The organism is Mesorhizobium sp. WSM4847 (assembly GCF_055811335.1).
In genome coordinates this window covers 69,495-93,918 of the sequence record NZ_JBVVPY010000020.1, presented here as the reverse complement: position 1 = coordinate 93,918, position 24,424 = coordinate 69,495, and the positions used below count along the sequence as shown (strand labels likewise).

General features: G+C 61.0%; 22 protein-coding genes and 1 tRNA gene. 17 read left to right on the top strand and 6 right to left on the bottom strand.

The window, feature by feature from the left end; genetic code table 11:
• The first annotated feature begins 258 nt into the window (after positions 1 to 258).
• Positions 259 to 348: transfer RNA gene (locus AC0L28_RS25570), tRNA-Ser, on the top strand.
• Positions 349 to 1,578: 1,230 nt separating this feature from the next.
• Here AC0L28_RS25570 and AC0L28_RS25565 read toward each other — a convergent pair.
• The 3 genes from AC0L28_RS25565 to AC0L28_RS25555 all read right to left on the bottom strand — a co-directional run bounded on the left by AC0L28_RS25565 (position 1,579) and on the right by AC0L28_RS25555 (position 4,431).
• Positions 1,579 to 1,782 carry a hypothetical protein gene (locus AC0L28_RS25565; protein WP_473481007.1) on the bottom strand — a complete coding sequence of 68 codons (204 nt, stop codon included), beginning with the start codon at positions 1,780 to 1,782 and terminating at the stop codon, positions 1,579 to 1,581.
• 678 nt (positions 1,783 to 2,460) lie between these two features.
• The gene (locus AC0L28_RS25560) at positions 2,461 to 3,177 is read right to left on the bottom strand and encodes a hypothetical protein (RefSeq protein ID WP_287230423.1); all 717 of its coding nucleotides are present in this window, start codon (positions 3,175 to 3,177) and stop codon (positions 2,461 to 2,463) included.
• A gap of 357 nt (positions 3,178 to 3,534) precedes the next feature.
• Positions 3,535 to 4,431 (bottom strand): ATP-dependent DNA ligase, encoded by an 897-nt coding sequence (locus tag AC0L28_RS25555; RefSeq protein ID WP_473481005.1) that lies wholly within the window; start codon positions 4,429 to 4,431, stop codon positions 3,535 to 3,537.
• 71 nt (positions 4,432 to 4,502) lie between these two features.
• Here AC0L28_RS25555 and AC0L28_RS25550 point away from each other — a divergent pair, with 71 nt between their 5' ends.
• Positions 4,503 to 4,691, top strand: coding sequence for a DUF3606 domain-containing protein (locus tag AC0L28_RS25550; protein WP_287230387.1), 189 nt, complete (start codon positions 4,503 to 4,505; stop codon positions 4,689 to 4,691).
• Between the two features lie 247 nt (positions 4,692 to 4,938).
• Here AC0L28_RS25550 and AC0L28_RS25545 read toward each other — a convergent pair whose 3' ends face one another.
• The 3 genes from AC0L28_RS25545 to AC0L28_RS25535 form a co-directional block, all read right to left on the bottom strand.
• Positions 4,939 to 5,394 (bottom strand): YybH family protein, encoded by a 456-nt coding sequence (locus AC0L28_RS25545; RefSeq protein ID WP_473481003.1) that lies wholly within the window; start codon positions 5,392 to 5,394, stop codon positions 4,939 to 4,941.
• Positions 5,395 to 5,602: 208 nt separating this feature from the next.
• Entirely contained in the window at positions 5,603 to 6,010 is a 408-nt protein-coding gene (locus tag AC0L28_RS25540; RefSeq protein WP_128173515.1) for a hypothetical protein, read from the bottom strand.
• Between the two features lie 227 nt (positions 6,011 to 6,237).
• A complete protein-coding gene (locus AC0L28_RS25535) occupies positions 6,238 to 7,128 on the bottom strand; it encodes a LysR family transcriptional regulator (RefSeq protein ID WP_473481001.1) in 891 nt (296 codons plus the stop codon).
• A 121-nt stretch (positions 7,129 to 7,249) separates the two neighbouring features.
• On the opposite strand from AC0L28_RS25535, the gene AC0L28_RS25530 reads away from it, so the two are divergent.
• The 15 genes from AC0L28_RS25530 to AC0L28_RS25460 all read left to right on the top strand — a co-directional run bounded on the left by AC0L28_RS25530 (position 7,250) and on the right by AC0L28_RS25460 (position 24,414).
• Complete coding sequence (locus AC0L28_RS25530) at positions 7,250 to 7,975, top strand: SDR family oxidoreductase (RefSeq protein ID WP_419694683.1); 726 nt, start codon at positions 7,250 to 7,252, stop codon at positions 7,973 to 7,975.
• An 85-nt stretch (positions 7,976 to 8,060) separates the two neighbouring features.
• Positions 8,061 to 8,333: an Atu4866 domain-containing protein gene (locus tag AC0L28_RS25525; RefSeq protein ID WP_128247428.1), complete on the top strand. Its 273-nt coding sequence runs from the start codon at positions 8,061 to 8,063 to the stop codon at positions 8,331 to 8,333.
• Between the two features lie 86 nt (positions 8,334 to 8,419).
• Positions 8,420 to 9,184, top strand: a complete 765-nt coding sequence (locus tag AC0L28_RS25520; protein ID WP_473481046.1) for an NYN domain-containing protein — start codon at positions 8,420 to 8,422, stop codon at positions 9,182 to 9,184.
• A gap of 533 nt (positions 9,185 to 9,717) precedes the next feature.
• Positions 9,718 to 9,978 carry a DUF982 domain-containing protein gene (locus AC0L28_RS25515; protein ID WP_167366476.1) on the top strand — a complete coding sequence of 87 codons (261 nt, stop codon included), beginning with the start codon at positions 9,718 to 9,720 and terminating at the stop codon, positions 9,976 to 9,978.
• A 220-nt stretch (positions 9,979 to 10,198) separates the two neighbouring features.
• Positions 10,199 to 10,387: a DUF3606 domain-containing protein gene (locus tag AC0L28_RS25510; protein WP_023797481.1), complete on the top strand. Its 189-nt coding sequence runs from the start codon at positions 10,199 to 10,201 to the stop codon at positions 10,385 to 10,387.
• Positions 10,387 to 10,569 carry a hypothetical protein gene (locus AC0L28_RS25505; protein WP_036262205.1) on the top strand — a complete coding sequence of 61 codons (183 nt, stop codon included), beginning with the start codon at positions 10,387 to 10,389 and terminating at the stop codon, positions 10,567 to 10,569. Before AC0L28_RS25510 ends, AC0L28_RS25505 begins: the two co-directional genes overlap by 1 nt.
• Before the next feature lie 500 nt (positions 10,570 to 11,069).
• Entirely contained in the window at positions 11,070 to 11,159 is a 90-nt protein-coding gene (locus AC0L28_RS25500; RefSeq protein ID WP_023797479.1) for a K(+)-transporting ATPase subunit F, read from the top strand.
• Between the two features lie 33 nt (positions 11,160 to 11,192).
• A complete protein-coding gene (gene kdpA / locus AC0L28_RS25495) occupies positions 11,193 to 12,896 on the top strand; it encodes a potassium-transporting ATPase subunit KdpA (RefSeq protein ID WP_473480998.1) in 1,704 nt (567 codons plus the stop codon).
• A gap of 232 nt (positions 12,897 to 13,128) precedes the next feature.
• Positions 13,129 to 15,222 carry a potassium-transporting ATPase subunit KdpB gene (gene kdpB, locus AC0L28_RS25490; RefSeq protein WP_473480996.1) on the top strand — a complete coding sequence of 698 codons (2,094 nt, stop codon included), beginning with the start codon at positions 13,129 to 13,131 and terminating at the stop codon, positions 15,220 to 15,222.
• A gap of 12 nt (positions 15,223 to 15,234) precedes the next feature.
• On the top strand, positions 15,235 to 15,804 hold the full coding sequence (gene kdpC, locus AC0L28_RS25485) for a potassium-transporting ATPase subunit KdpC (RefSeq protein ID WP_023797475.1): 570 nt from the start codon (positions 15,235 to 15,237) through the stop codon (positions 15,802 to 15,804).
• Between the two features lie 69 nt (positions 15,805 to 15,873).
• Complete coding sequence (locus AC0L28_RS25480; protein ID WP_473480994.1) at positions 15,874 to 18,591, top strand: DUF4118 domain-containing protein; 2,718 nt, start codon at positions 15,874 to 15,876, stop codon at positions 18,589 to 18,591.
• A gap of 10 nt (positions 18,592 to 18,601) precedes the next feature.
• Positions 18,602 to 19,294 carry a response regulator transcription factor gene (locus AC0L28_RS25475; RefSeq protein WP_473480992.1) on the top strand — a complete coding sequence of 231 codons (693 nt, stop codon included), beginning with the start codon at positions 18,602 to 18,604 and terminating at the stop codon, positions 19,292 to 19,294.
• Positions 19,295 to 19,882: 588 nt separating this feature from the next.
• A complete protein-coding gene (locus AC0L28_RS25470; RefSeq protein ID WP_473480990.1) occupies positions 19,883 to 21,124 on the top strand; it encodes a CAP domain-containing protein in 1,242 nt (413 codons plus the stop codon).
• 78 nt (positions 21,125 to 21,202) lie between these two features.
• Positions 21,203 to 22,963, top strand: a complete 1,761-nt coding sequence (locus AC0L28_RS25465) for a type I secretion system permease/ATPase (RefSeq protein ID WP_287180638.1) — start codon at positions 21,203 to 21,205, stop codon at positions 22,961 to 22,963.
• Positions 22,960 to 24,414, top strand: coding sequence for an HlyD family type I secretion periplasmic adaptor subunit (locus tag AC0L28_RS25460; protein WP_128169902.1), 1,455 nt, complete (start codon positions 22,960 to 22,962; stop codon positions 24,412 to 24,414). The genes AC0L28_RS25465 and AC0L28_RS25460 overlap by 4 nt, the downstream gene beginning before the upstream one ends.
• Positions 24,415 to 24,424 lie beyond the last annotated feature (10 nt).

Here is a 24,424-nt window from a genome sequence, read left to right as displayed (position 1 = left end):
GTTCGCGTCGGCGAGGCGTCGGTCGGCTAGGAACAGAGCAACTCTATCCGACAAAGCGAACAGAGCGTCTTGGCATTCGGCACCGGATCGACTAGATGAGCCCCGCGCCTTTTGCTTTGACGGCTCAGGTGTGGGGAAAAGGTGTCCGCTGGTTGACGGCGCCTACGGTGCGAAGTTCCGGACCGGGAATCCCCCAACAAGGAGACGGCATCTCCCCAACCCGCGCGGCGAAACCGGCCGCAGCGAAAATGCCAGGACGGAGAGGTGGCCGAGTGGTTGAAGGCGCACGCCTGGAAAGTGTGTTTACGGGAGACCGTAACGCGGGTTCGAATCCCGCTCTCTCCGCCACATTTCCCTACCAAAAGGTTGTTTTAGCTAAGAAATATCGATCGTTGTCGAATTTATTTGCACCTTCCTTGCACCTTCGGTTGGCGCTTTGCGCAGGCCCGATCCGCGACAGCCTGCCGCATTCTCGAACCATCCGAAACGACGCTTCCGCCTGCATTCGCGTCAGGCAGTTTCCCCTTCACCAAACGTGGTTCAACGACGGACGCCACGGCGGTGAACGCAAGTAGTGTACGGCGGGTGACTTCGGGCATGCGTCATATCCTTGCTATCTGACAGGCCGGCCGGCGCAACACTTCGGAGAGGCGCTCTAGGACGCGACTACATCGTTTGCTGACAAAATGTATCCGCATTGCTGGCCGGTTCCCTAAAAGCCGAAAAGAACGCAGCGTGGTGGGCCCCACAATCCGCACCCACCCCGCCTTCGGACAAGCTTCCCCGGGGGTCAACCGGCACGGACAAGGATGCCTGCTTCGCGCACCCATCAGCGGCGGTGTGGCTTCTAGCCGCAAGCAATTGCTTGAAGCAGTTCCCGACACCACATGGTGTTCCATAGCCAGCCAAGCGAGATGAACTCGCCCGACGCAGTCGCTGCCCTCCACGGTGGAAATCAGACTATTGGATCATGGCGATGACGTACGGCCAACCTTTAGGAACCAGAAAGACATCATGCCTGAAAATACCAGACTGCCAACAAGTGACGTCCCCCTCATCAAGCTGGGCAGTTGTCAATGCCGCTTCCCGGTTCGCGAAGATCGGTCAGTGCCCGGCGGTCACCGCTTTTGTGCTGGGCCAACTTCGCCTGACCGCGTGTACTGCGATCACCACCACAGCATCGTGACCGCCGTCGAGCCTCGTCGAGCCCGTTCGGGTTTCCACCTCGCTCAACAACGCGCCGCGTAAGTAGATACCGGGCGGCTGCACCTCGAACCGGTCTCAAGGGCTCGATGTGATGCTCTCCCACGTGTTCGGGCACCCACATCGTCGGGCCGAGCAGTCCAAGAGAGCCGCAGAACCATCCGCTTTCCATTGAACTCGCTGGAGCCATCGAATTGCGGTGGCTGCCGGTGACAATGGTATCAGCCACGCATCATCGAGTGCAGGATGGCCTGCATGTGCTCTTCCAGGTCAAGTTCGCCCCGTGCCTCAGTGGCTAACAGGTACTCGGCCTTGGCTCGGCGGTTGCCTCGACTGATCGCAGGATAGGAGCAGATGGCCAGCAATGCTTCCTCTTCAAATCCGGTCTGCCCTCTTGCGGTCGTGGCTGCTGCTGTCCGTTCGATGAACAACCCTGTGGAGCGCGACATAGGCCGCCTCATGGGCTCCAATCAGCGCCTGCAATTCGCGCGAGGCACCTTCCCTTTCAGCAAACGTCGGTTCAACGACCGAGGCTACGGCGGTGAACGCAAGAAGTGTACGGCGGGTGATTTCGGGCATGCCTCATATCCTTGCAGTCTGATCATGCAGGAACACCATAGCACCGAAACAACAGTTCGGAGAGGCGCTATGGAATGGGGCAGCGTTGTCTGCTGACAAAAATGTATCCGTTCCCGCAGTTGCTTGCCTCGCCTACTGCTGGCCGGTTGGGCCTCTGAAAACTGAAAACACGCAGCGTAATGGGGACGCAGCAGGCGAGGAAAGAAATAGTGCACTGTCACCGTAGTTGCCTATAGATCAGGCGAAAGCTTGCTTTTGAGGGGTCATTCCGGTTCGAAATGAAGGCCGCCGTCATGAGGCGGCGAGGCGCTACGTCGTTCTTGCGCGGCGGTTATGACTTCCTGTCGCCGTTTGGATTTGGTGCCGGAGCCTCGCGCACGTCTCGTGGCGGCGGGTCCACATGTTCAGGCTCCGGCGACGCTTCCTTGTCGGGACGACGGACAGGTGTCTTCTTCGGGGCGGGCTTCGGTGGCGGGTCTTTGATTTTGTTTGGCATATCCAGTTAACCGGATCGCCAAGCTCTGGTTCCGGTGTGCCCATCAAAAGGCCCCGCCACCGTGAGGCAGCGGGCGACGGGTGGAATGCGGGAACTGAAGGCAACAAGGTGCACTGTCACCGGAAAAAACCTTCGGGTCCGGCGGCAGAAAGGCAGCAAGGTCGGATCTACTTCGAGGAAGGTTACTGGAGAAAATCCGGCAACGTTATCGTGTGTCCATTTCGGTCGAATTCCGAAGCAAAGCTGTAAGACCTGGAGAACTCGAAGCTGACCTTGTCGTAGAGGCCGGGTTTGCTGGAATAATCCTGCAACTCTTTAAACAGGATTTTCTGCTCGAAAGGCCTAGCCATTCCATCGGCCACGCTGCGCACCTCGCCGCAACCGACCTCGATGTCGACGACAGTCTTTCGCGATTGGACGTCCCCCAGAAAATGAAGCTGAACGTGACCGTCCGCGCGTTTGGTATGCCCGTAGTTGTTCAGCTTGAAAACTTCCACAAGATACTCGACTGTTTTATCCGCAATCCTTCTATTATTTCTGTAGTATATTTTGGTGTGCCTTACCCGCTGGATCAAATATTCCCTCTTGCACCGTGGTGCCGAGATTGAATTGTAGAATATCAGGTAGTGTACTGCTCTGTTGGCTCCAGATTCCTTCCGAAATCCTTTCGCATAGTAATCATCCAGGAATTGGTCTAGCTCGACGCCAGCGTTCGCTGCGAGCGCCTTTTCCTCACGGTACACCTTGTTTTTGCTGTAGGTTTTCGGATCGTCCAAGGCTCCCGACTGCCTGGTGTCGCCTTCCATCCCTCGGCGCAATGTGACCTGCTCCAGGATGATCTCCGATGCCGATAAAGGTACCGAAAAGAGCACAATGCCCAGAGACAACAGATACTTCATACTTCACGCACCTCAGCGATAGCATGAGCCACGGAAGGTAGTTGAACCGGGGCATTGCGGCCAATTCGCGGCCTGGTTGCCGCCCAGCCGGGCATGTCCGTAGCGGCTCGATCGTCACATAATACAGATCGCGGTGGCACTCCCATTGCCGAGCGCGCCCCGCACAAATCCGACGAGCCCGATTAGCGCATACAACTCCTGCCTCGGGTAATTGACGGCGCTGGTGCGGCCAAGGATGAAGGATGCGCGGTTTGGGCAGCCAGTCGTTGGCCAGCCGCGTGAACCACTCCCAGGTCACGACGTCCTTCTGGCTGCGGCGCCGAAGCGCCCGTCGCTCAAAGGGGCAGACAAAGCGCACTAGCTCTCGTCACCGAAACCCAGCAGCGACGCATTGCGTATGTGGCTGTGGTCGCCGCGAAGATGCCTGATGCGCAGCTTCACCCCGGGCCTGAGCCATTGTGTCCCCGGCCGTTTCTTCATGGCCTCTGGCGGCGGCCCGGCGTGCTCCCGAACCCGCTTGAACAGCCGCTCCTTCATGTCGCAGCCCAGGCTGATCAGGGCGGAACCGACATATTTCCCGGTGCCGGGCTGTGCCAAAAGGGCGAAGGCTGCCTCGCCGGGCTGGCGCTCGACGCCCAGCAGTTCGAATTCATCGACCGTGAAGCTCTTGGTCTTCAGCCAGTTCGAGGTCAGGCCGCTGCGATATTTGCTGTCGGCGCGCTTCGAGACAATTCCCTCAAGCTCGACCTCCTCGACGAGGTGGAAGAGCGACTGCGCGTCACCAGGCAGGGCCTCGCTGAACCGAATGCGGCTGTGCGGCTTGATGATACCGCTGAGAAGTTCACGGCGTGCCTTGCAGCCGATGTCGCGCAGATCATGGCCGTTCAGGTGCAGAATGTCGAATGCGCACAGGTACATGCCGTAGGGATTGTTGTGGACCGCGTTCTGGAGCGCGTTGAAGTCGGGCATGCCGGCCTTGTCGGTGACGACCGCCTCGCCGTCGATGATGGCGTTCTTGACCTCAAGCTCACCCGCGGCTTCCACGATGCCCAGATATTGACGCGTCCAGTCCTTACCGGTTTCGGTATAGACGCGGATATCCTCGTGGCCGTTGATAATGATCTGGGCGCGGTAGCCATCCAGCTTGATCTCATGAATCCAGTTGTCACCCGCGGGCGGCATGGCCACCAGCTTGGGCTCCATCGGGGGAATGAACTCTAGCCGGCCGGTGCCGGCCTCTGCCCGCCTACGCATGGAACCCAGTCTAGGTCAGCTGCGTATATTAGCCATAGTGAATATGATAAAGTTCTAAAATGACGTGCGATATGGCAGACGACAAAAGCAAACGCGACTTTCGCTACCGCAACAAGATATCGGCGGACGATGATTATGAAGTGAACTTTTTCGCTCTGCAGAATAACATCACGCCGGAGCAGGTGCGCGAGCTGATCCGCAAGCACGGCAACGATCGGGCAACTCTGACCGCTGCCGCGAAGGCATTGCCGGCACAATGATGACAAAACTCTCAGACCTGGGGCCGCCGATCGCCGGCTGGTCATTGGCTATTTCCGTACGAAAAGCCCGCGCCCCGTGGTGGGGAAGAGGACGCGGGCTGATCGGAGGGACGAGCCGATCTCGCAGCATGTCTGCACAGGAAATAATGCTGCGGAAGCCGAACTTTCTACCTAAGCCTTTGTTCCAACGCAAAAAACCAGCCGCACCTTCCGCCAAGCCGGTCAATGAGGCCTGGATTTTCAATCCCTATTGGGCGGCACCTAAATTCCAGATGTCCCGATGCAGGCGCCATGTCCCGTCGTCGCCCTTTTTCCAGACGACGATGTACTTGCCCACAAGGGTGGAGAGGGCGCCGTCTTTGCTCGGCGCATCGAGCGTAAATGCGCCAACTTCGTAGGCGAGCTTCGCGCTCTCTTCCACTTCCAGCGCCTTAAGGGTGAGATTCTTCATCCCGCCTTTGATCGCGCCCTGCCAGAACTCTTCCACGCCCTTGCGGCCATCGACGCGCTTGCCGTCGGGCGGCAGCAAGGCAGCGTCCTCGGTATACAATTGACCCACCGCCGCCGCGTTTCCGCTATTGAAGGCGTCCGTGAATTTCGGCAGCGCCGCTTCGATGTCCTCGCGAGCCGACTGGGCGGCCGCAGACAATGCAGACGATAGAAGCAGCACAGCAGCAAATGCGAATGACTTAACCGGTCTCATCTCGTCCTCCCTTTGCGTGATCGACATATCTATCGGATGAATAGCACGCCCAACCCGAGTGCACCGCCGCGCCCACTCAATCGGCCAGACCTGATTTGCATTAGGCTTATCTAATTACGCAAGCGCCAGACGCTCTCAGCCCACTACCCGATCGGCCCGCCTTCTCCGCCAGAGGCGCGGGCCTGGCTCAGCAATATCCTGACATCGTTTAGCGTGGAACCGCAGGCATTCCCGAGACTGAGCGCGCCGTTTCGGCGGAGAAAACCACGAAGGCAAAGATGAGCACGCTGGCAGCGACGATCATCGAGCCGGTGGCGACGATCGGCTCAAGCGCCGGATTTCCATGCAGCATCAAGTAGAGGGCCGGCAACATCACCACCAGGCCAAAATTATAGACGCCATAATGGACCATTGCGATACTGCGGGCGGCTTTTGTCGGGTTCAGGGCGTAATACCCACCGAATATTGCACTTGTTACCCATCCCAGGAGATTGATGTGTGCGTGAGCCGGGTAGGCGCCGTGATTGCCTGAAATTGCCATTTGCAGGCCGGCTGCAATTCCCAGAATAAGAAAGACGATCGCTGTCTTGAAAAAGAGTTCCGAGATTTTCGGCATGTCATGTCCTCCCAAGCCGTTGCAGGCGGCCCGGCAGCCTGTTGGGGGTGACCGGCTGGCCGCCGGGCCTAACCGGCTTGCGCCGGCTGATGAAAACATGCGCTCACACTAATATAAATGCAACATCGAGATACCGGGTGCGCACAGCGGAGTTTGACGATCTGGACTCCCGTCCCAAAGCGGGCGGCCGGAAAGCGATTTCGGTTCAATCGTCCGCGTGGAAAACGCTAGCCAGGACGCCGCAGGTGTTCGACAAGCGCGCGCAGCTTCGGCGCGACGTTGCGACGGCTCGGATAATAAAGGTAGAAGCCGGCAAAGCGCGGGCAATAGTCGACGAGAACCGGCACCAGTTCGCCCCGAGCGATCCACGGGCGAAAGCTTTCCTCCATGCCGAAAGTGATGCCGGCTCCGGCAATGGCGAGCTTTATCATCAACGCCATGTCGTTGGTCGTGATCGCCGGCGCGACCGCGACGCTGAACTCCTTGCCGTCCTCGGCGAATTCCCAACGATAGGGCGCGACCTTCGAGGCGCGACGCCAGCCAATGCAGCGATGGCCCGCGAGTTCCTGCGGATGCGACGGCTCGCCAAACCGATCACGATAGGCCGGCGCGCAGGCGGCCAGCTGCCGCTCGTCACCGGCGACAGGCACCGCGATCATGTCCTGCTCGATCACCTCGCCGAGCCTGACGCCGGCATCGTATCCCTCGGCGACGATATCGAATTCCTCGTCCGTCACCGTGATGTCCATCCGGACCTCCGGATTGGCTTCGGCAAAGGTCGCCAGGAACGGCCCTGAAAGAAAGCGCTCGGCGATCGACGAGACGGCGAGCCGCAACTGCCCGCGCGGACGCCCGCGCAGGTCCCCGGTGCTCTCCATTGCGGCGCACATGTCGGCGATGGCGGGCGCTATCTCGGCGTAGAGGCGTTCGCCAGCCTCGGTCAGGCTGACGCTTCGCGTCGTGCGCTGGACCAGCCCGATACCGAGCGTCTCTTCCAGCCGCTTCATCGTCTGGCTGACGGCCGAGCGGGTGACGCCCATCCGGTCCGCAGCCGCGCGAAAGCTCCGCTCCTCGGCGACGAGGGCGAAGACGGCAAGCGCATTGAGATCCGGCTGCATTGGTTAGCTGTGCTTTCGACGCTGTAAACAAATGGTCGTCTTATCGCTACAGTGAAACAGATCCATCTTCGTGGCAACCGCTGCATGGCGGTTCGCAAGATCAACCAGACGGAGACGAAACATGTCCCTCAACAAAGTCGTGCTCATCACCGGGGCTTCGAGCGGCATTGGCGCCGCCATCGGCCGGGAGCTCGGTGCCGCAGGAGCAAAGGTCATGCTCGGTGCGCGCCGCACCGGTCGGCTGGACGCGCTCGCAGAAGAGATCAGGGCAAAGGGCGGGGAGGCAATGACACGCCGCCTGGACGTGACCGACCGCGACGATGTCGCCGCTTTTGCCGATGCGGCGCGCCAGGCCTGGGGACGCGTCGATGTGATCGTCAACAATGCCGGCGTCATGCCGTTGTCGCTGATGATCTCGATGAAGGTCGATGAATGGGACCGAATGGTCGACGTCAACATCAAGGGCGTGCTCTACGGCATCGCTGCGGTGCTGCCGCAGATGACGGCCCGAGGCTCCGGCCATGTCGTCAACATCGCCTCCATCGGCGCGCTTTCGGTATCGCCGACAGCCGCTGTCTATTGCGCAAGCAAATACGCGGTCCGCGCCATCTCCGATGGCTTGCGGCAGGAGCACGACAACATCCGCGTCACCTGCATTCATCCCGGCGTGGTCGAGAGCGAGCTCGCCGACACGATCACCGATCCTATCGCAGTGGAAGCGATGAAGACCTATCGCGCCATTGCGCTGCAGCCCGACGCGATCGGCCGTGCCGTGCGCTTTGCCATCGAACAGCCGGACGATGTCGACGTGAACGAGATCGTCATCCGGCCGACAGCCAGCAAGTAGTCCGATGAAACAGATTTCCATACTTGCCGCTGCCGTGCTTGTTGCCGGCGCGGCCGGCTTATCCGCACAGAAAGGCTTCGCCCAAATGAATATCGCGCAAAATTCCGTTACCCCAGCTTCGGCAAGCCACCCCTATGTCGGGATGTGGGTCACGGCGGATGGCCATATCCGCCACAACTTGCTTCCAAATGGTCGCTATGACGAAGCGCGTGGGAACCGTGACAGCGCATACCAGGGGCGCTATGAGATCCGGGGAAATCACATCGACTACTGGGACGACACCGGCTTTACCGCTGACGGAACGTTCATCGACGGTGTGCTGCACCACGCCGGCATGATCTTGTATCTGGAGAAGTAGATGACGTCCGTATCTCGATAAAGAGGTTTCGCATGGCTCCGCTGCACCATATGTCTCTGGTGCGCAGCCAAAAACAGGGGCTCACCTTGCCAACCGAACCACGTTCTCCACGGCTTGCAGTGCTGATCGACGCGGACAATACCTCGGCCAAGATTGCCGACGGCTTGTTCGAGGAGATCGCAAAGATCGGCGAGGCAAGCGTTCGTCGCATCTACGGCGATTTCTCCAGCACCCGCTCAAAGGCATGGGCCGATGTGCTGTCGAAGCATGCGATCATCCCGCAGCAGCAATTCGCCTACACCACCGGCAAGAACGCATCCGACATCACGCTCGTCATCGACGCCATGGACCTTCTCCACAGCGGGCGGTTCGAAGGCTTCTGCCTGGTGTCGTCCGACAGCGACTTCACCCGCCTTGCCGCTCGCATCAGGGAGCACGGCATCGACGTTTATGGATTTGGCGAGCAGAAGACGCCGGAGAGTTTCCGGCAGGCATGCCGCCGCTTCGTTTACACCGAGAACCTGCTTCCGACTGCGTCAGCCAACGCGCAAGATGCGGCGCCAACGAAATCCTTGCAGCCGCCCAGCGCCGCGACACCGATCATCACCAGAGTCATTTCACAGATGGGAACCGAGGACGGCTGGGTGCCGCTCGGGATTGTCGGCAATCAGCTCGCCAATCTGGTATCCGACTTCGATCCCAGGACCTTCGGCTTTCGCAAGCTGAGCGATCTCGTGCGCAAGACCAACGCCTTTGAGATCGACCAGCCCGAGGGCGGTGGAGCGATGCGCATAAGGGTCAAGCCAGCGGCAAGAAGCCGAGAGAAATCGAAGTCGGCAGCATCGCGCTGAGCCCTGCAAAAAGCTAGCTGGCCCGGTACTGGCCCGGTCCAATTGGTGTCCGGATCGGCCTCTGGTCGGACCACAATTTCGCTGGCGAAAACCGCCGTTCGGCGTATCATTCTGGTGGGAAAGGCTTCATGGTGGAGGATGCCAATGAACGTCGTTTCGAGAGCGCCTGTCGTCGACTTGCCGGCCCATGAACTTGTTTCATCTGCGCTTTCAAAATTCCGCGCCGGCGACACCATATCGACCAGAGCCGCAATAGATTCCATCCGCCGGGCAGGCCCGGCTTGTGCGGACAGCGACGACCAACTGGTCGAGCTTATCGTCATGACCGCAATTGGTAGGACCATGGGGATCGTGTTCGACCATCGGTGCCGCTAACCCATCGTCTGCAATCGGCTTGCGCATTGTCGAAAATGAGACCGGCGACGTAAGCCACTCGGTAACCATGAATAGTGATCGAGATGGTTCGCGCCATTCGAATCGGAACTGACAATCCGCTGCGCCGTTGCTGCCGTTGGGCTCAAGGAGTGGCGGCAATGCGTGATGAACAGTTCGACGTTCCGGTGACGATCGAGAGCGAACGCACCGGACGCCGGCTTTCTGTGACGAGGACGGTCCAGGCGGCCTCGCTTCTGGTCGACAAATGGCCAGACGAAAAGCGCGGGCCGAAATATCGCGCGGCCTTGAAAGCCATGATGGATGCGATGGAGCAGCGGCGGGCGGTTGGCACTGCGCGGCGGGCATTCACGGCGGCCGCCAAGGAAGCCCATGTGTTTGTGCGCGAAGGCCGGCATTAAAGCGCGTCACGTCTGAAGAGCGCGATGCCACGTGCTTTTGGTTCTTGTTTTTAGGGATGTCGTTGCCCAAGACCGCTGCGCAGCTTTGGGCGACATGCATTGTTCCTGTTTATGCATGTCGTTGTCCCAAAACCGCTGCGCACTTTTGGGCGACATGCATTAAGGAACCTCACGAAATCTCCGCCGTTATGCTCCAGGTCCAAGCGAGGAGAGAACTGCCATGCCCGACGACAAGACCAAGACCGACAACCGCGATCGCTCACAAGTAGCCGGCGACGAAGACTATGAGGTGAGGCATCTCGCCGAGGAAGCCGGCATCACTCCCGACCAGGCTCGCACGCTGATCAAGCGCCACGGCACCGACCGCAAGGTGCTGAACGAAATCGCCAAGAGCATAAAGGCATTGTGATGGCTGACAAACGGACCGCAATGGCCGATCGGAAGAAACGCGAACCGGACGACAAGGAGGCCCTGCGACTGGCCGAGACAACTGACGTTTCGCCCAACCAGGCAAAGGATCTGATGCGCAAGCACGGCAAGGACAGCGCCAAGGTCGAGAAGGAAGCCAAGAACTTCAAGGCCGAAGGCTGAGCAGCCGATTTGGCGGAGCGAGTCCGCCCTCGTTCCCGCATCAGCTTCGCACCCGCCAGCCATTCGCACGCTGGACGACAGCCCCACGATGAACTCGGCTGGAAGCGGGCGCACGACTATGCCGTGATCTATACGCGAAATCGCTGATTTTCGGCGGCTTCGCCCCGCCGCACGGCTTGTCTTTGAGCGCCGCGCTGAGAGCCGCGACGGCAAATCCTTTATAGGATTCTTATTTCTTTCCTCTTCGCCACGTCTCGAACCTTTATGGGGTTTGGATCCATATTTCGTCGGGAAGGACACATCTCGGTCGCCATTATCATCGCGACAGAGTGTCTTCACATGACTTCAACGCTGCCCGGCTGCAGGCAAGCCAGTGCAAAAACGAAAATAAGGAACAGCTCCGATGGACATCATCGTTCTCGGGATAGGGTTTTTGTTTTTCGCCCTGTTCTTCGCCTTCGTCAAAGCCTGCGACAGTCTTTAGGCGGAAGGACCGCAACATGCTTGTCGACTATATCCTCGGTGGCGCTGTGACCCTGTTCCTTCTCGTCTACCTGACATACGCCCTCATTCGCCCAGAACGTTTCTAACGGCAACTGGCGCAGGCACGGAAGGCTATTTCAATGACTTTCAACGGATGGATGCAGATCCTCGTCTATTGCGGGATCGTCGTTTTGCTGGTGAAGCCGCTCGGCGGCTACATGTATCGTGTTTTCAGCGGCGACCGCACGTTCCTTTCGCCGATTTTGGGCCCTGTCGAGCGGAGCCTTTATCGCATCTCGGGGACCAGCGAGCGTGAGGAGCAGCACTGGACCACCTATGCGGCGGCCTTGTTGTTCTTCAACCTCGCCGGCTTCCTGGTGCTCTACGCCCTGCAACGGCTGCAAGGCAGCCTGCCGTACAATCCGGCCGGCATGAGCGCCGTCGAACCCGGGCTCGCCTTCAACACCGCCGCCAGCTTCATGACCAACACCAACTGGCAGAACTACGGCGGTGAAAGCACGATGTCCTATCTCGTGCAGATGGCCGGCCTCACCGTGCAGAACTTCCTGTCCGCAGCGACCGGCATCGCCGTCGCAATCGCGCTGATCCGCGGCTTCACCAAGGCTTCCGGCAAATCGATCGGCAATTTCTGGGTCGATATGACCCGCTGCACCCTTTACCTGCTGTTGCCGCTCTGCATCGTGCTGACGCTGGTCTATGTCTATCTCGGCATACCGCAGACGCTCAGCGCCTATCTCGAAGCCACAACCCTGGAAGGCGCGCGGCAGACAATCGCGGTCGGGCCAGCAGCCTCGCAGATCGCCATCAAGATGCTCGGCACCAATGGTGGCGGCTTCTTCAACGCCAATGCCGCGCATCCCTTCGAAAACCCCGACGCGATCTCGAATCTTATCCAGATGGTTTCGATCTTCGCCATCGGTGCGGCGCTGACCAACGTATTCGGCCGCATGAACGGCGACCAGCGCCAGGGCTGGGCGATCTTGACGGCGATGGGCGTCCTGTTCATCGCCGGCGTCGCCGTCTGCTACTGGGCGGAAGCATCAGGCAATCCGCTGGTGCATGCGCTGGGCATCGACGGCGGCAACATGGAAGGCAAGGAAACACGCTTCGGCATCGCCTTCTCGGCGCTGTTTGCGGTGATCACCACCGCCGCGTCCTGCGGCGCCGTCAACGCCATGCATGACAGCTTCACAGCGCTTGGCGGCATGATCCCGATCATCAACATGCAGCTCGGCGAGGTCATTGTCGGCGGTGTCGGCGCCGGTCTTTACGGCATCCTGATGTACATCGTGATCGCCGTCTTCGTTGCCGGACTGATGGTCGGACGCACGCCCGAATATCTCGGCAAGAAGATCGAGGCCAAGGAGGTCAAGATGGCGATGCTCGCCATTCTCTGCCTGCCGCTGGCGATGCTGATCTTCACCGCCATCGCGGTGGTGCTGCCGACCGGCGTCGCTTCGATGGCCAATGCCGGCCCGCACGGCTTCTCCGAGGTTCTCTATGCCTACACCTCGGCTGCCGCCAACAACGGCTCGGCCTTTGGCGGCCTGACCGGCAACACGCCCTGGTACAACATCACGCTCGGCATCGGCATGCTGATTGGCCGCTTCCTGGTCATCATCCCGGCTCTGGCGATCGCTGGTTCGCTGGTCGCCAAGAAGACGGTGCCGGCCTCCGCCGGCACCTTCCCAACCGACGGGCCGCTGTTCGTCGGGCTGCTGGTCGGCGTCATTCTGATCGTAGGCGGCCTCACCTTCTTCCCGGCGCTGGCGGTCGGACCGATCATCGAGCACCTGGCTGGCATCCACGGGCAGACTTTCTGAACCGTCCCACCTTGGATCAAAATTATGTCCTGGCTCGAAACCATACGTCGCAAGATTCGGCATCAAGATGATCGGAAAGGGGCAACCCCGCCTCCTTTCCCGACCATGTCCACGTTCTTCGGCATTGCGGCAGTCATGATCTGATCTGGCTGCTGGCCTCCGGGCTTCCGCATCTTCGTTCGGCATCCGATCGATCGGCGCCAACCAACAACATCGATACTGGAGCCACCAAATGAGCCAGTCCAAATCCGCTGTCATCATGGATGCCCGCATTCTGCTGCCCGCCATCGACGGCGCCTTCAGGAAACTGAACCCGCGCACCTTGATGCGCAATCCGGTGATGTTCGTCGTCGCCGTGGTCTCGGCGCTCACGACAGTCCTGTTCGTCAAGGATCTCGTCACTGGTGGCGGCGATCTCGGCTTCTCGCTGCAGATCATCATCTGGCTGTGGTTCACCGTGCTTTTCGCCAACTTCGCCGAAGCGATCGCCGAAGGCCGAGGCAAGGCGCAGGCCGATTCGCTGCGCAAGGCTCGCACCGAGAGCCAGGCCAAGCTGTTGAGCGGCGACGACCGCAGCAATTTCAAGCTGGTGCCCGGCACCAGCCTGAAGGTCGACGACGTGGTGCTCGTCGAGGCCGGCGACATCATTCCATCGGACGGCGAGGTGATCGAAGGCGTCGCTTCGGTCAACGAGGCAGCGATCACCGGCGAATCCGCTCCGGTTATCCGTGAATCCGGCGGCGACCGTTCGGCGGTGACCGGCGGCACGCAGGTTCTGTCTGACTGGATCCGCGTGCGCATCACCGCGGCCTCCGGCCATACGTTCCTCGACCGCATGATCTCGCTGGTCGAAGGCGCTGCGCGCCAGAAGACGCCCAACGAGATCGCGCTCAACATCCTGCTCGTTGGCATGACGCTGATCTTCGTGCTGGCGACGGCAACGATCCCGAGTTTCGCCGCCTATTCGGGCGGCACCATTTCGGTGACCGTTCTGGTCGCCCTGTTCGTCACCTTGATCCCGACGACCATCGGCGCGCTGCTTTCGGCCATCGGCATCGCCGGTATGGATCGCCTGGTGCGGTTCAACGTGCTGGCGATGTCGGGCCGCGCCGTCGAGGCGGCCGGTGACGTCGACACGCTGCTGCTCGACAAGACCGGCACGATCACGCTCGGCAATCGCCAGGCGACGGCATTCCGCCCGGTCAAGGGCGTCACCGAGCAGGAGTTGGCCGACGCGGCGCAGTTGGCCTCGCTTGCCGATGAAACGCCGGAAGGCCGCTCGATCGTCGTGTTGGCGAAGGAGAAATACGCCATCCGTGCCCGCGACATGGCGACACTGCATGCCGCTTTCGTGCCCTTCACTGCGCAAGCCCGCATGAGCGGCGTCGACATTGATGGCTCTTCGATTCGCAAGGGCGCGGTCGATTCGGTGCTCGCGTTCGTCAATCAGTCGACCGTCGCCACGCATGGCATGCGCCCCGGCAGCGACACCGTCCGCGACCTCCAGGCGATCGCCGACGATGTCGCCAAATCCGGCGGCACTCCGCTTGCGGTCGAGCGCGACGGACGCCTGCTCGGCGTCGTGCATCTCAAGGACATCGTCAAGGGCGGCATCAGGGAACGCTTCGCCGAACTGCGCAAGATGGGTATCCGCACGGTGATGATCACCGGCGACAACCCGATGACGGCGGCGGCGATCGCGGCGGAGGCCGGCGTCGACGATTTCCTTGCCCAGGCGACGCCCGAGGACAAGCTGAAGCTTATCCGCGACGAACAGGCCAAGGGCAAGCTCGTCGCCATGTGCGGCGACGGCACCAATGATGCGCCTGCTCTTGCGCAGGCCGATGTCGGCGTTGCCATGAACACCGGCACGGTCGCCGCACGCGAAGCCGGCAATATGGTCGACCTCGACAGCGACCCGACCAAGCTGATCGAGATCGTCGAAATCGGCAAGGCGCTGCTGATGACGCGCGGCTCGCTGACAACCTTCTCCATCGCCAACGACGTGGCCAAGTATTTTGCCATCATCCCGGCCCTGTTCGCCGTCTTCTACATCGCGCCGGGGCAGACATCAGGTCCGCTGCAGGCGCTTAACATCATGCATCTGGCGACGCCGCAGAGCGCCATTCTCTCGGCCATCATCTTCAACGCGCTGATCATCGTCGCGCTGATCCCGCTGTCGCTGAGGGGCGTCAGATATCGCGCCATCGGCGCGGCCGCGCTGCTCAGCCGTAACCTTCTCGTCTACGGCCTCGGCGGCATCATCGTCCCCTTCGTCGGCATCAAGGCGATCGACATGGCCATCACGGCGCTTGGCCTCGCATAAGGAATGAAATCGATGCTCAAGCAAATCAGACCCGCCATCACCATGATCGTTTTCTTCACCATCCTCACCGGCCTGATCTATCCGATCGGCATGACCGGCATCGCCCAGGCCTTGTTCCCGCGCCAGGCCAATGGCAGCCTGATCGAGAGGGACGGCAAGGTCGTCGGCTCCGAACTGATTGGCCAGGCTTTTGCCAGCGAGCGCTATTTCCATGGCCGGCCGTCGGCTGCGGGCGACGGCTACGACGCCGCCGCTTCGAGCGGCTCGAATCTCGGGCCGACCAACCCCAGGCTGATCGACCGCGTCAAGAGCGATGCCGACAGGCTGAATGCGGAAAATCCGAACCAGAAGGTGCCGATCGATCTGGTCACGACTTCAGCCAGCGGCCTCGATCCGCATATCAGCCCCGAGGCCGCCTATTTCCAGGTCGCCAGGGTGGCCAGGGCCAGGGGCGCCGATGAAGCCAGTGTCAAGTCGCTTGTCGACAGCCATGTGGAGGACCGCGAACTCGGCTTCATGGGAGAGCCTGTGGTCAATGTGCTGGCGCTTAACCTGGCGCTGGACGAGGCCATCAAGCAATGAATTGTGGGAAGCAATGAGTGGCAGGCTGGGGATCGACACCATCCCCGGCGCCATTCATGATCGATTGTGATGCCGGACGACAGAAGCAACGAAACCCGACCCTCACCCGACGCCCTGCTTGACCGTGCGGAGCGGGAGGCGCGCGGTCGTCTGCGGATTTTTCTGGGCGCAGCACCCGGTGTCGGCAAGACCTATGAAATGCTGATGTTGGGCCGTGCAAGATTGGCCGACGGAGTGGACGTGGTGATCGGCGTCGTCGAGACGCACGGCCGCAAGGAAACCCAGGTGCTGGTCGACGGCTATGAGGTGATTCCCCGTCATCGGGTCGAGTACAAGGGGCGCATCCTCGAGGAAATGGATCTCGATGCCATCCTTGCCCGGCGTCCGGCGCTGGTCCTCGTTGATGAGCTTGCCCATACCAACGCACCGGGCAGCCGCCATCCCAAGCGCTATCTCGACGTTCAGGAAATCCTGACGCACGGCATCGACGTCTACACCACGCTCAACATACAACATGTCGAAAGCCTGAACGATGTCGTGGCGCAGATCACGCGCGTCAGGGTGCGCGAGACGGTTCCAGACTCCATCATCGACCAGGCCGACGACATCGAGATCATCGATCTCACGCCCGACGACCTGATCAAGCGGCTCGAGGAAGGCAAGGTCTATATCCCCAGCACCGCCCGGCGCGCGATCGAGAATTATTTCTCGCCGGGCAATCTGACGGCGCTCAGGGAACTGGCGCTGCGCCGCACCGCCCAGCGCGTCGACGAGCAGTTGCTGACCCACATGCAGGCCCACGCCATACCCGGGCCCTGGGCGGCGGGGGAAAGGGTTCTCGTCTGCGTCGATGCGCGTCCGGGCGGGGCGGCCCGCGTCCGCTATGCGCGGAGATTGGCCGACCGGCTCCGCGCTCCCTGGACGGCGCTTCATGTCGATACCCCTCGTTCAGCCGCCATGTCCGAGGAGGAAAAGGATCGGCTCGCGACGCTGCTGCGCCTTGCCGAGCAGCTTGGCGCCGAAGTAACGACCATTCCAGGCCAGAACGTCGCGCAGGACATCGTTCGCCATGCGACCGCCAACAACTTCACCCATATCGTGATCGGCAGGCCGACCCGTTCGCGCTGGCGGGAATTGATCGAAGGCTCGCTCACTTATGATCTCATCCGCAATGCCGGCGACATCAGCGTCCATGTCATTTCGGGAAACGAACGCAACGACGAGGCGACGTCACGGACCGTAAAGGTGGCGGACGAGCAGTGGCAATTCGATATCTGGCCCTATCTCAAGGCCACGGCCTATGTTGCTGGCTCGCTCGCCTTCGCGGTCCTTCTCCACCAGTTCCTCGACGTCCGCAATCTGGCGATCATCTTTCTCATCGGGGTTCTGACGTCGGCGGTGACCGGCGGTCTCTGGCCGGCTTTGTATGCCTGCCTCATCAGCGCCATTGCCTTCAACTTTTTCTTCCTGGAACCACGCTACACGCTGACGATCCAGGACCCGGAGAGCATCGTGGCGCTGGCTGCCTTCCTGGTTGTTGCGGTCATTGCCAGCAATCTGACAGCGCGGGTGCAGCGACAGGCGGTCGCTGCCCGCGCGCGGGCACGCGCCACGGAAGATATCTATCTTTTCTCGAAGAAGCTCGCCGGCGCCGGCACGCTAGACGACGTGCTCTGGGCGACTGCCTTCCAGATCGCCTCGATGCTGAAGCTGCGCGTGGTGCTGCTGCTGCCGGAAGACGGCACGATCACCGTCAAGGCCGGTTACCCACCCGACGACACGCTGGCCGAGGCCGACATCGCGGCCGCCCGTTGGGCCTGGGAGCACGATCGCCCCGCAGGCCGCGGCGCAGACACGCTTCCCGGAGCAAGACGCCTGTATCTGCCGTTGCGGACCGGTCGCACCGCCGTCGGCGTCGTCGGCCTCGACAATGACAAGCAAGGCCCGTTGCTGACCCCCGAACAGAAGCGCCTGCTCGACGCGCTCGCGGATCAGGCGGCGGTCGCGATCGAGCGCATCCAGCTTGTTGCTGACGTCGACCGGGCCAGGCTCGAGGCCGAGGCGGACCGCCTGCGCTCGGCGCTGCTGACCTCGATTTCCCATGACCTGAAAACGCCGCTTGCCGCAATCATGGGCGCCGCCGGCACATTGCGGGAATTTGCGCCGGCGCTTCCCGAAACGGACCGGGCGGACCTGCTGTCGACCGTGCTCGACGAATCGGAGCGGCTGAACCGCTTCATCGCCAATCTGCTTGACATGACCAAGATCGAATCCGGTGCGATGGAGCCGAACTACGCGTTCCACTATGTCGGCGACATTGTCGGCACCGCCTTGCATCGAGCCAGAAAAATCATCGGCGAACACAAGACCGAAATGGACATTCCCACGGATCTGCCGATGCTGAGGGTCGACCCCGTCCTGTTCGAGCAAGCGCTGTTCAATCTCCTCGACAATGCCGCTAAATTTGCCCCGCCAGCTTCGACGATCCGCCTGCAGGGCTGGGCCGACAATGGTTCCGTCATGCTGCAGATCATGGACGAGGGGCCAGGCGTTCCGCCAGCGGATCTGGAGCGCATTTTCGACACGTTCCACCGGGTGCGCAAGGGCGATCAGGTCCGTGCCGGCACCGGGCTCGGGCTCTCGATCTGCCGTGGCTTCATCGAGGCGATGGGCGGGACCATTTCGACGGCCAACAGGACCGACCGCCCGGGTGCGGTTTTTACCATCAGGATGCCGGTAGCGGCAGACCAACATGTGGGCGACCCCGGCATGGATGACCTGCCATGACGAACTTGCCATGACGAACCTGGACGTCAGGATTTTGGTCGTCGATGACGAACCGCCGATCCGCAAGCTGCTCCGCGTCGGCCTTGGCAGCCAGGGCTATGCGATCAGCGAGGCGCCGAACGCCAAGACGGCGATCGAACTCGTGGAGACGGAAAAGCCGGACCTGATCCTGCTCGATCTCGGCCTGCCCGGCATGGGCGGTCACGAATTGCTGCGCAAATGGCGGGACGACGGCCTGGATGTTCCCGTCGTCATCCTTTCCAGCCGCACCGACGAGGCCGGCATCGTCTCGGCACTTGATCTCGGCGCCGACGACTATATCACCAAGCCGTTCGGCATGGACGAGCTTGTCGCGCGCATCCGCGTGGCGCTCCGCCACAAGTTCCAGCAGCAAGGCGAGAAGCCGGTCTTCCACACCGGCGATCTCACGGTCGATCTGGTGAAGCGCATCGTCATGATCGAGGACAGGGAGATAAAGCTCTCGCCGAAGGAGTACGACATCCTGCGCATCCTCGTGCAGCACGCCGGCAAGGTTCTCACCCACCAGTTTCTTTTGAAGCAGGTCTGGGGCGATTCGACCGACGTGCAGTATCTCAGGGTCTATGTGCGGCAGCTCAGGCAAAAGATCGAGAAAACGCCCGACCAGCCGCGTTACATCACCACCGAAACCGGCGTAGGATACCGCCTGCGCGAAGTCGACTGAAGCGAGGGCCGCGGGCGGGCCCGTCTAACCCCACTGCGGGGCGCGCGTCTACCATCAGCCGCCTGTTGCAGCTGATCCAGCGCTCCACAACCAGCGTCCCGGTTGCACGGCGAAGCCGACTTGATCAGCTTTTCGTTTAACGATCTTGACAGCGATCGAGACGGCCCGGCCACACGGGTCCCTGATGTCCAAGATCGGCGAACAACCTTCGGTTAATGGCAATGGTCGACGCGAGGCGTTCGGGACCGGACCGGGCGCCGTCCCGATCTGGATGCCGGCGGCATGCGGGTAAAGGACGAGAGCCCGACCTCTTGCCGGCGGCATAGCCGCGGCCGCCACTCTCAACTCGTCACGGCCTGGCGCGCACGTCGCGCATCGCGAGAACGCGCATAATTGAATGTCACACTTGCTGGTTGCATTACAATATGAAATTTTGTGTTATCGCATCCCCACAAATTCTCTTTAACAAAATCATGGTTAACAGCTGCTTGCCGCAGGTTAGCCACAGTCGGCTTTTACCAAGCGTGATTGGGAAATTCTACAGCTTGGCGGGACCGTCCAAAAACGAAACAGTGGAGCGACGACCTAATGCCGCAACATAGCGCACATGAACAATATCTACTTGAACTTATCAACGCGGAGAGGGCTAAGGCCGGCGTGCAGCCGCTGGCCTTCGATAATGATCTCAGCGAGGCGGCTGAGGGGCACAGCAGATGGATGCTTGCAACCGACACCTTTTCTCACACGGGGTCGGGAGGGTCCTCGCCCACCCAGCGTATGAAGGCTGCCGGCTACACCCTAACGGGCTCCTGGGCGACAGGAGAGAACATCGCATGGGCTACGACCAGGTCACCGACGGGCTACAATGACGAGATTCTGCTCCTGCACAACAACCTGATGAACTCCCCGGGTCATCGTGCCAACATCCTCAACGGGAACTTCCGCGAGGTAGGTCTTGGATTCGAGGTTGGCGATTACCAGGGGCGCTCCAGCGGTTTCGTGGCGGAGAATTTCGCCAAGACCGGATCAGACCTGTTCCTGACCGGTGTGGCGATCGACGACAAGGACGGGGATAGGTTCTACGATCCCGGTGAAGGTCTATCCGGTCTCACCATCACAGCGAAGAGTTCGACGGGCGCGACGTTTACGACGAAGACCATGGGCGCCGGCGGCTACGACCTCGCGCTCAAGCCCGGCACCTACACAGTAACCTTCTCGGGGGCGGGCATCGAAGCTTCGACGCGCACCGTCTCTGTCGGGAGCAAGAACGTCAAACTCGATCTCGTCGATCCGAAGCAGGGAACTGTCGCTGCCGTTCAGGATGAACCGGCGGCAGTTTCCGATCCGGCGCCGCAGCAGGAACCAACGCCAACGGCGCAAGCTGAGCCGGCCCCGACACCAACGGCGCAAGCTGAACCGGCCCCGACAACGCCGCCGGATTCTGGGCAGCCGAATTCTGGCTCCCAATGGCTTGCAACCTTCTTCGGCAAACAGGGCGTAAACTTCCGGTCTGACCAGACCCTGGCCGAACATGAGGAGGCTGAAGGAACGCCTGGCACGGCTAAGGAGAGTGGTGCACAGGTGGCGCTTGACGGCGATAACATCGTGTTTCCACAACTCGGGAACGCTCGGGGCCAACTCGACGACGCTATCGAGCAGGTCCGGGACAATGCGTCGACCGCGCTAGCAAATGCGGGCGATCCGAGACCGGCTTTTGATTGGGCAGAGTATGCACATACGCAAGCGGGCGATGCCGACGCGCTGGCTGCGAAACTCATCGAGCAACTGTCTGCGCATAACAACAGCGTGATCGCCGATCAGGCCGCGTAGCCAATGCCGGACGATGCGGGCCTGCAGTTATGGGCCCGCATCGCCTGCTGACGCATGCGGTTGATCGAGGGGACATCAATGTCACAATCTGGTTCAGAGAAGCTCCGCCCGCCGAGGGCGAAGTCCGAATTGGCTGCCTGCCTGGCGCATTTCCGGCGCGCCTTTTTGGCGGTGGCGGCTTTCAGCGGCCTTATCAACGTGCTGATGTTGTCCGGCTCGGTGTTTATGCTGCAGGTCTACGACAGGGTCCTGCCCAGCCGTAGCGTGCCGACGCTGGTGGCTCTGGTCCTGCTGATTTCGATTCTATATGTTTTTCAAAGTGCACTCGACGCGATCCGCGGCCGGGTGCTGGCGCGTATCGGCAGCGGACTCGACGAGCGCCTGAGTGAGCGGACCTACCGCGTGATGTCGCAATTGCCCTTGGCCAGAGGCCGTTCGGGCGAGGGCATGCAGCCGGTGCGCGATCTCGATCAAATCGGCGGTTTCCTGGCCAGCGGTGGTCCCGCCACTCTTTTCGACCTGCCGTGGATGCCGCTTTATCTCGCGCTCTGTTTTGCCTTCCATCCTTGGCTTGGCCTGGCTGCGCTGATTGGGGCGATCCTGCTTTTGGCATTGACCGTACTCACGGAGAAAACGGTCCGCCATCCAGCAACTGAAATGTCTGGATATGCCGGAGCGCGCAGCAATATCGCACTGGCAAGCATCCGCAATGCCGAGGTGCTCGAAGCGATGGGCATGAGATCCACTATGGCCTCGCGCTGGGCGGAAGCAAACGGCAAATACAGGCAGGCGCAGATGCGTGCCAGCGATGTCACGGGCTCATTCGGCGCGCTCTCCCGCGGCTTTAGGATGCTGCTGCAATCAGTCGTTCTCGCGATCGGAGCGTATTTGGTGATCGGCCAGGAAGCCACGCCTGGCATCATCATCGCAAGTTCTATTCTCACCGCGCGAGCGCTGGCGCCAGTCGAACTCGCAATTGCGCACTGGAAGAACTTTCTTGCCGCTAGACAAGGCTGGCATCGGCTGAGCGAACTTTTCAGGGAGTTCCCCGCCACAGAGGATCGCTTGCAGCTGCCGCCGCCGCGGACCGAACTCTCGGTTGAAGGGATCGGCGTCGTTCCGCCAGGCGAGCGCCGTTTTGTTGTACAGGACATTACGTTTTCGCTGAGCGCCGGCTCCGCGCTCGGTGTCATCGGTCCGAGTGCATCGGGCAAATCGTCACTGGCGCGGGCGCTCGTCGGCGTCTGGCCGGCAGCGCGCGGCAAAATCCGCCTGGACGGCGCCGCCATCGAACAGTGGCCGGCTGAGGCACTGGGGCGGCACATCGGGTATCTGCCGCAAGATGTCGAACTTTTCGCAGGCACCATTGCTCAAAACATTGCCCGCTTTGATCCTTCTCCGGATCCGGCAACCATTATCGCGGCGGCCAAGACCGCGGGCATGCACGAAATGATCCTGCGCTTGCCTCGCGGATATCAGACCGAGATCGGCGAGGGCGGCGCATCGCTTTCAGCAGGACAGCGGCAGCGCATCGGACTGGCCCGCGCGCTTTATGGTGATCCTTTCCTCGTTGTTTTGGATGAACCGAACTCGAATCTGGACGCTGGAGGCGAGCAGGCTTTGACCCAGGCGATCCTTGCAGTCAAACAGCGGCACGGCGTGGTTGTCGTAATCGCCCATCGTCCAAGCGCCCTGGCGGCAGTGGACCTTTTACTTGTTCTCGACTCCGGCCGTCAGCACGCATTTGGGGCGAGGGATCTGGTCGTCCGGGGCACGACACGGAGTGCCTCCGTGGGAACGCTTCAAGCAGTTGCCCCGGAGGAAAAGGCATCAGGATGACGTTATTTCATGATCGATCGTTGTTTGGCGCGCGTAACGGCGTGAGGGGGATGATTCCGCATATTCGTGCCGGAGCGAGCCATCTGGCCGGCGTCAAGGGCAAAATCGGCGGGCTGCTGTTCGTTCGGGCTAACCTCCCTACCGATGTGCGATCGCAGCCGACGCAGAACGACTTATCCCTTCGCCGGTATATGCTTCTTGGCGCCGCAACCGTGGCGCTGCTTGTCGGCGGCCTTGGTGCATGGTCCGCAACGACGGAATTGTCAGGCGCCGTCATCGCTACCGGCCATATCGCAGTGGAATCCAACGTCAAGGCGGTTCAGCATCCAAGCGGCGGCGTTGTGGGTGAGATCAACGTGCGCAACGGCGATGAAGTCAGAGCAGGCGATATTTTGCTCCGTCTCGACGACACGCTTACACGCGCCAATCTCGCCGTCATAACCAATACCCTGGACGAACTCTCGGCGCGGGAGGCACGCCTCACAGCGGAGCGTGAGGATGCCGAGGCGATAGCCTTTTCCGAGGATCTCACCAGCCGCTCCTCTGTTGGACATGTGGCGCGTGTGATCGGCGGGGAGCAGAAACTTTTCGCTTTGCGACGGGGAGCTTACCGTGCCCAAATCGAGCAACGCAGGCAACGGGTGAGCCAGCTCAAGGAGGAGATAGCGGGCCTCGAGGCACAAAGGGCGGCCAAGGAGCACGAGATTGCGTTGGTCCGCGACGAGATCAAGGGCGTCAGGGGCCTTTGGGAAAAGAAACTCGTCCAGCGGTCGCGACTCCTGGACCTGGAGCGGGGCGAGGCTCAGATCGAGGGAGGGCGCGGCCAACTCGTCGCTGCGATAGCCGAAGCGAACGGCAGAATCAGCGAAACAGAAATGGCCATCATCCAGATCCAGCAGGATTGGCGCAGCGAGGTCGCGAAAGAATTACGCGAAACGGAGGCTCGAACCACAGAATTGGCAGAGCGAAAGATCGCCGCGGAGGAATTGCTTAGACAGACCGATATTCGTTCACCCCAGAACGGACGGGTGCATCAGCTTGCGATCCATACGGTCGGCGGCGTCGTCACGACCGGCGAGCCAATTATGATGATTGTCCCGACCGCTGACGAATTGACTGTGGAGGCACGCATCGCGCCTCAAGACATCGATCAGGTCCAGCCCGGCCAGCTTGTCCATCTGCGGCTGTCGGCGTTCAGCCAGCAGGTCACGCCGGAAATCGAAGGACATGTAGCAACGGTTTCTCCCGACCTCGTCGAAGACGAGCGGAACGGACTATCCTACTACAGCGTGCGGATCAGGCTTGACGAAGGCAAGCTTGGCTCGTTGGATCCGGAAAGCCTCAAGCCGGGCATGCCGGTGGAGGCGTTCATGCGCACGACCGATCGCACCGTCATCTCGTTTCTGATGAAGCCATTGACCGACCAGATCAGCCGCGCATTCCGCGAATAGTCGCGCAGCT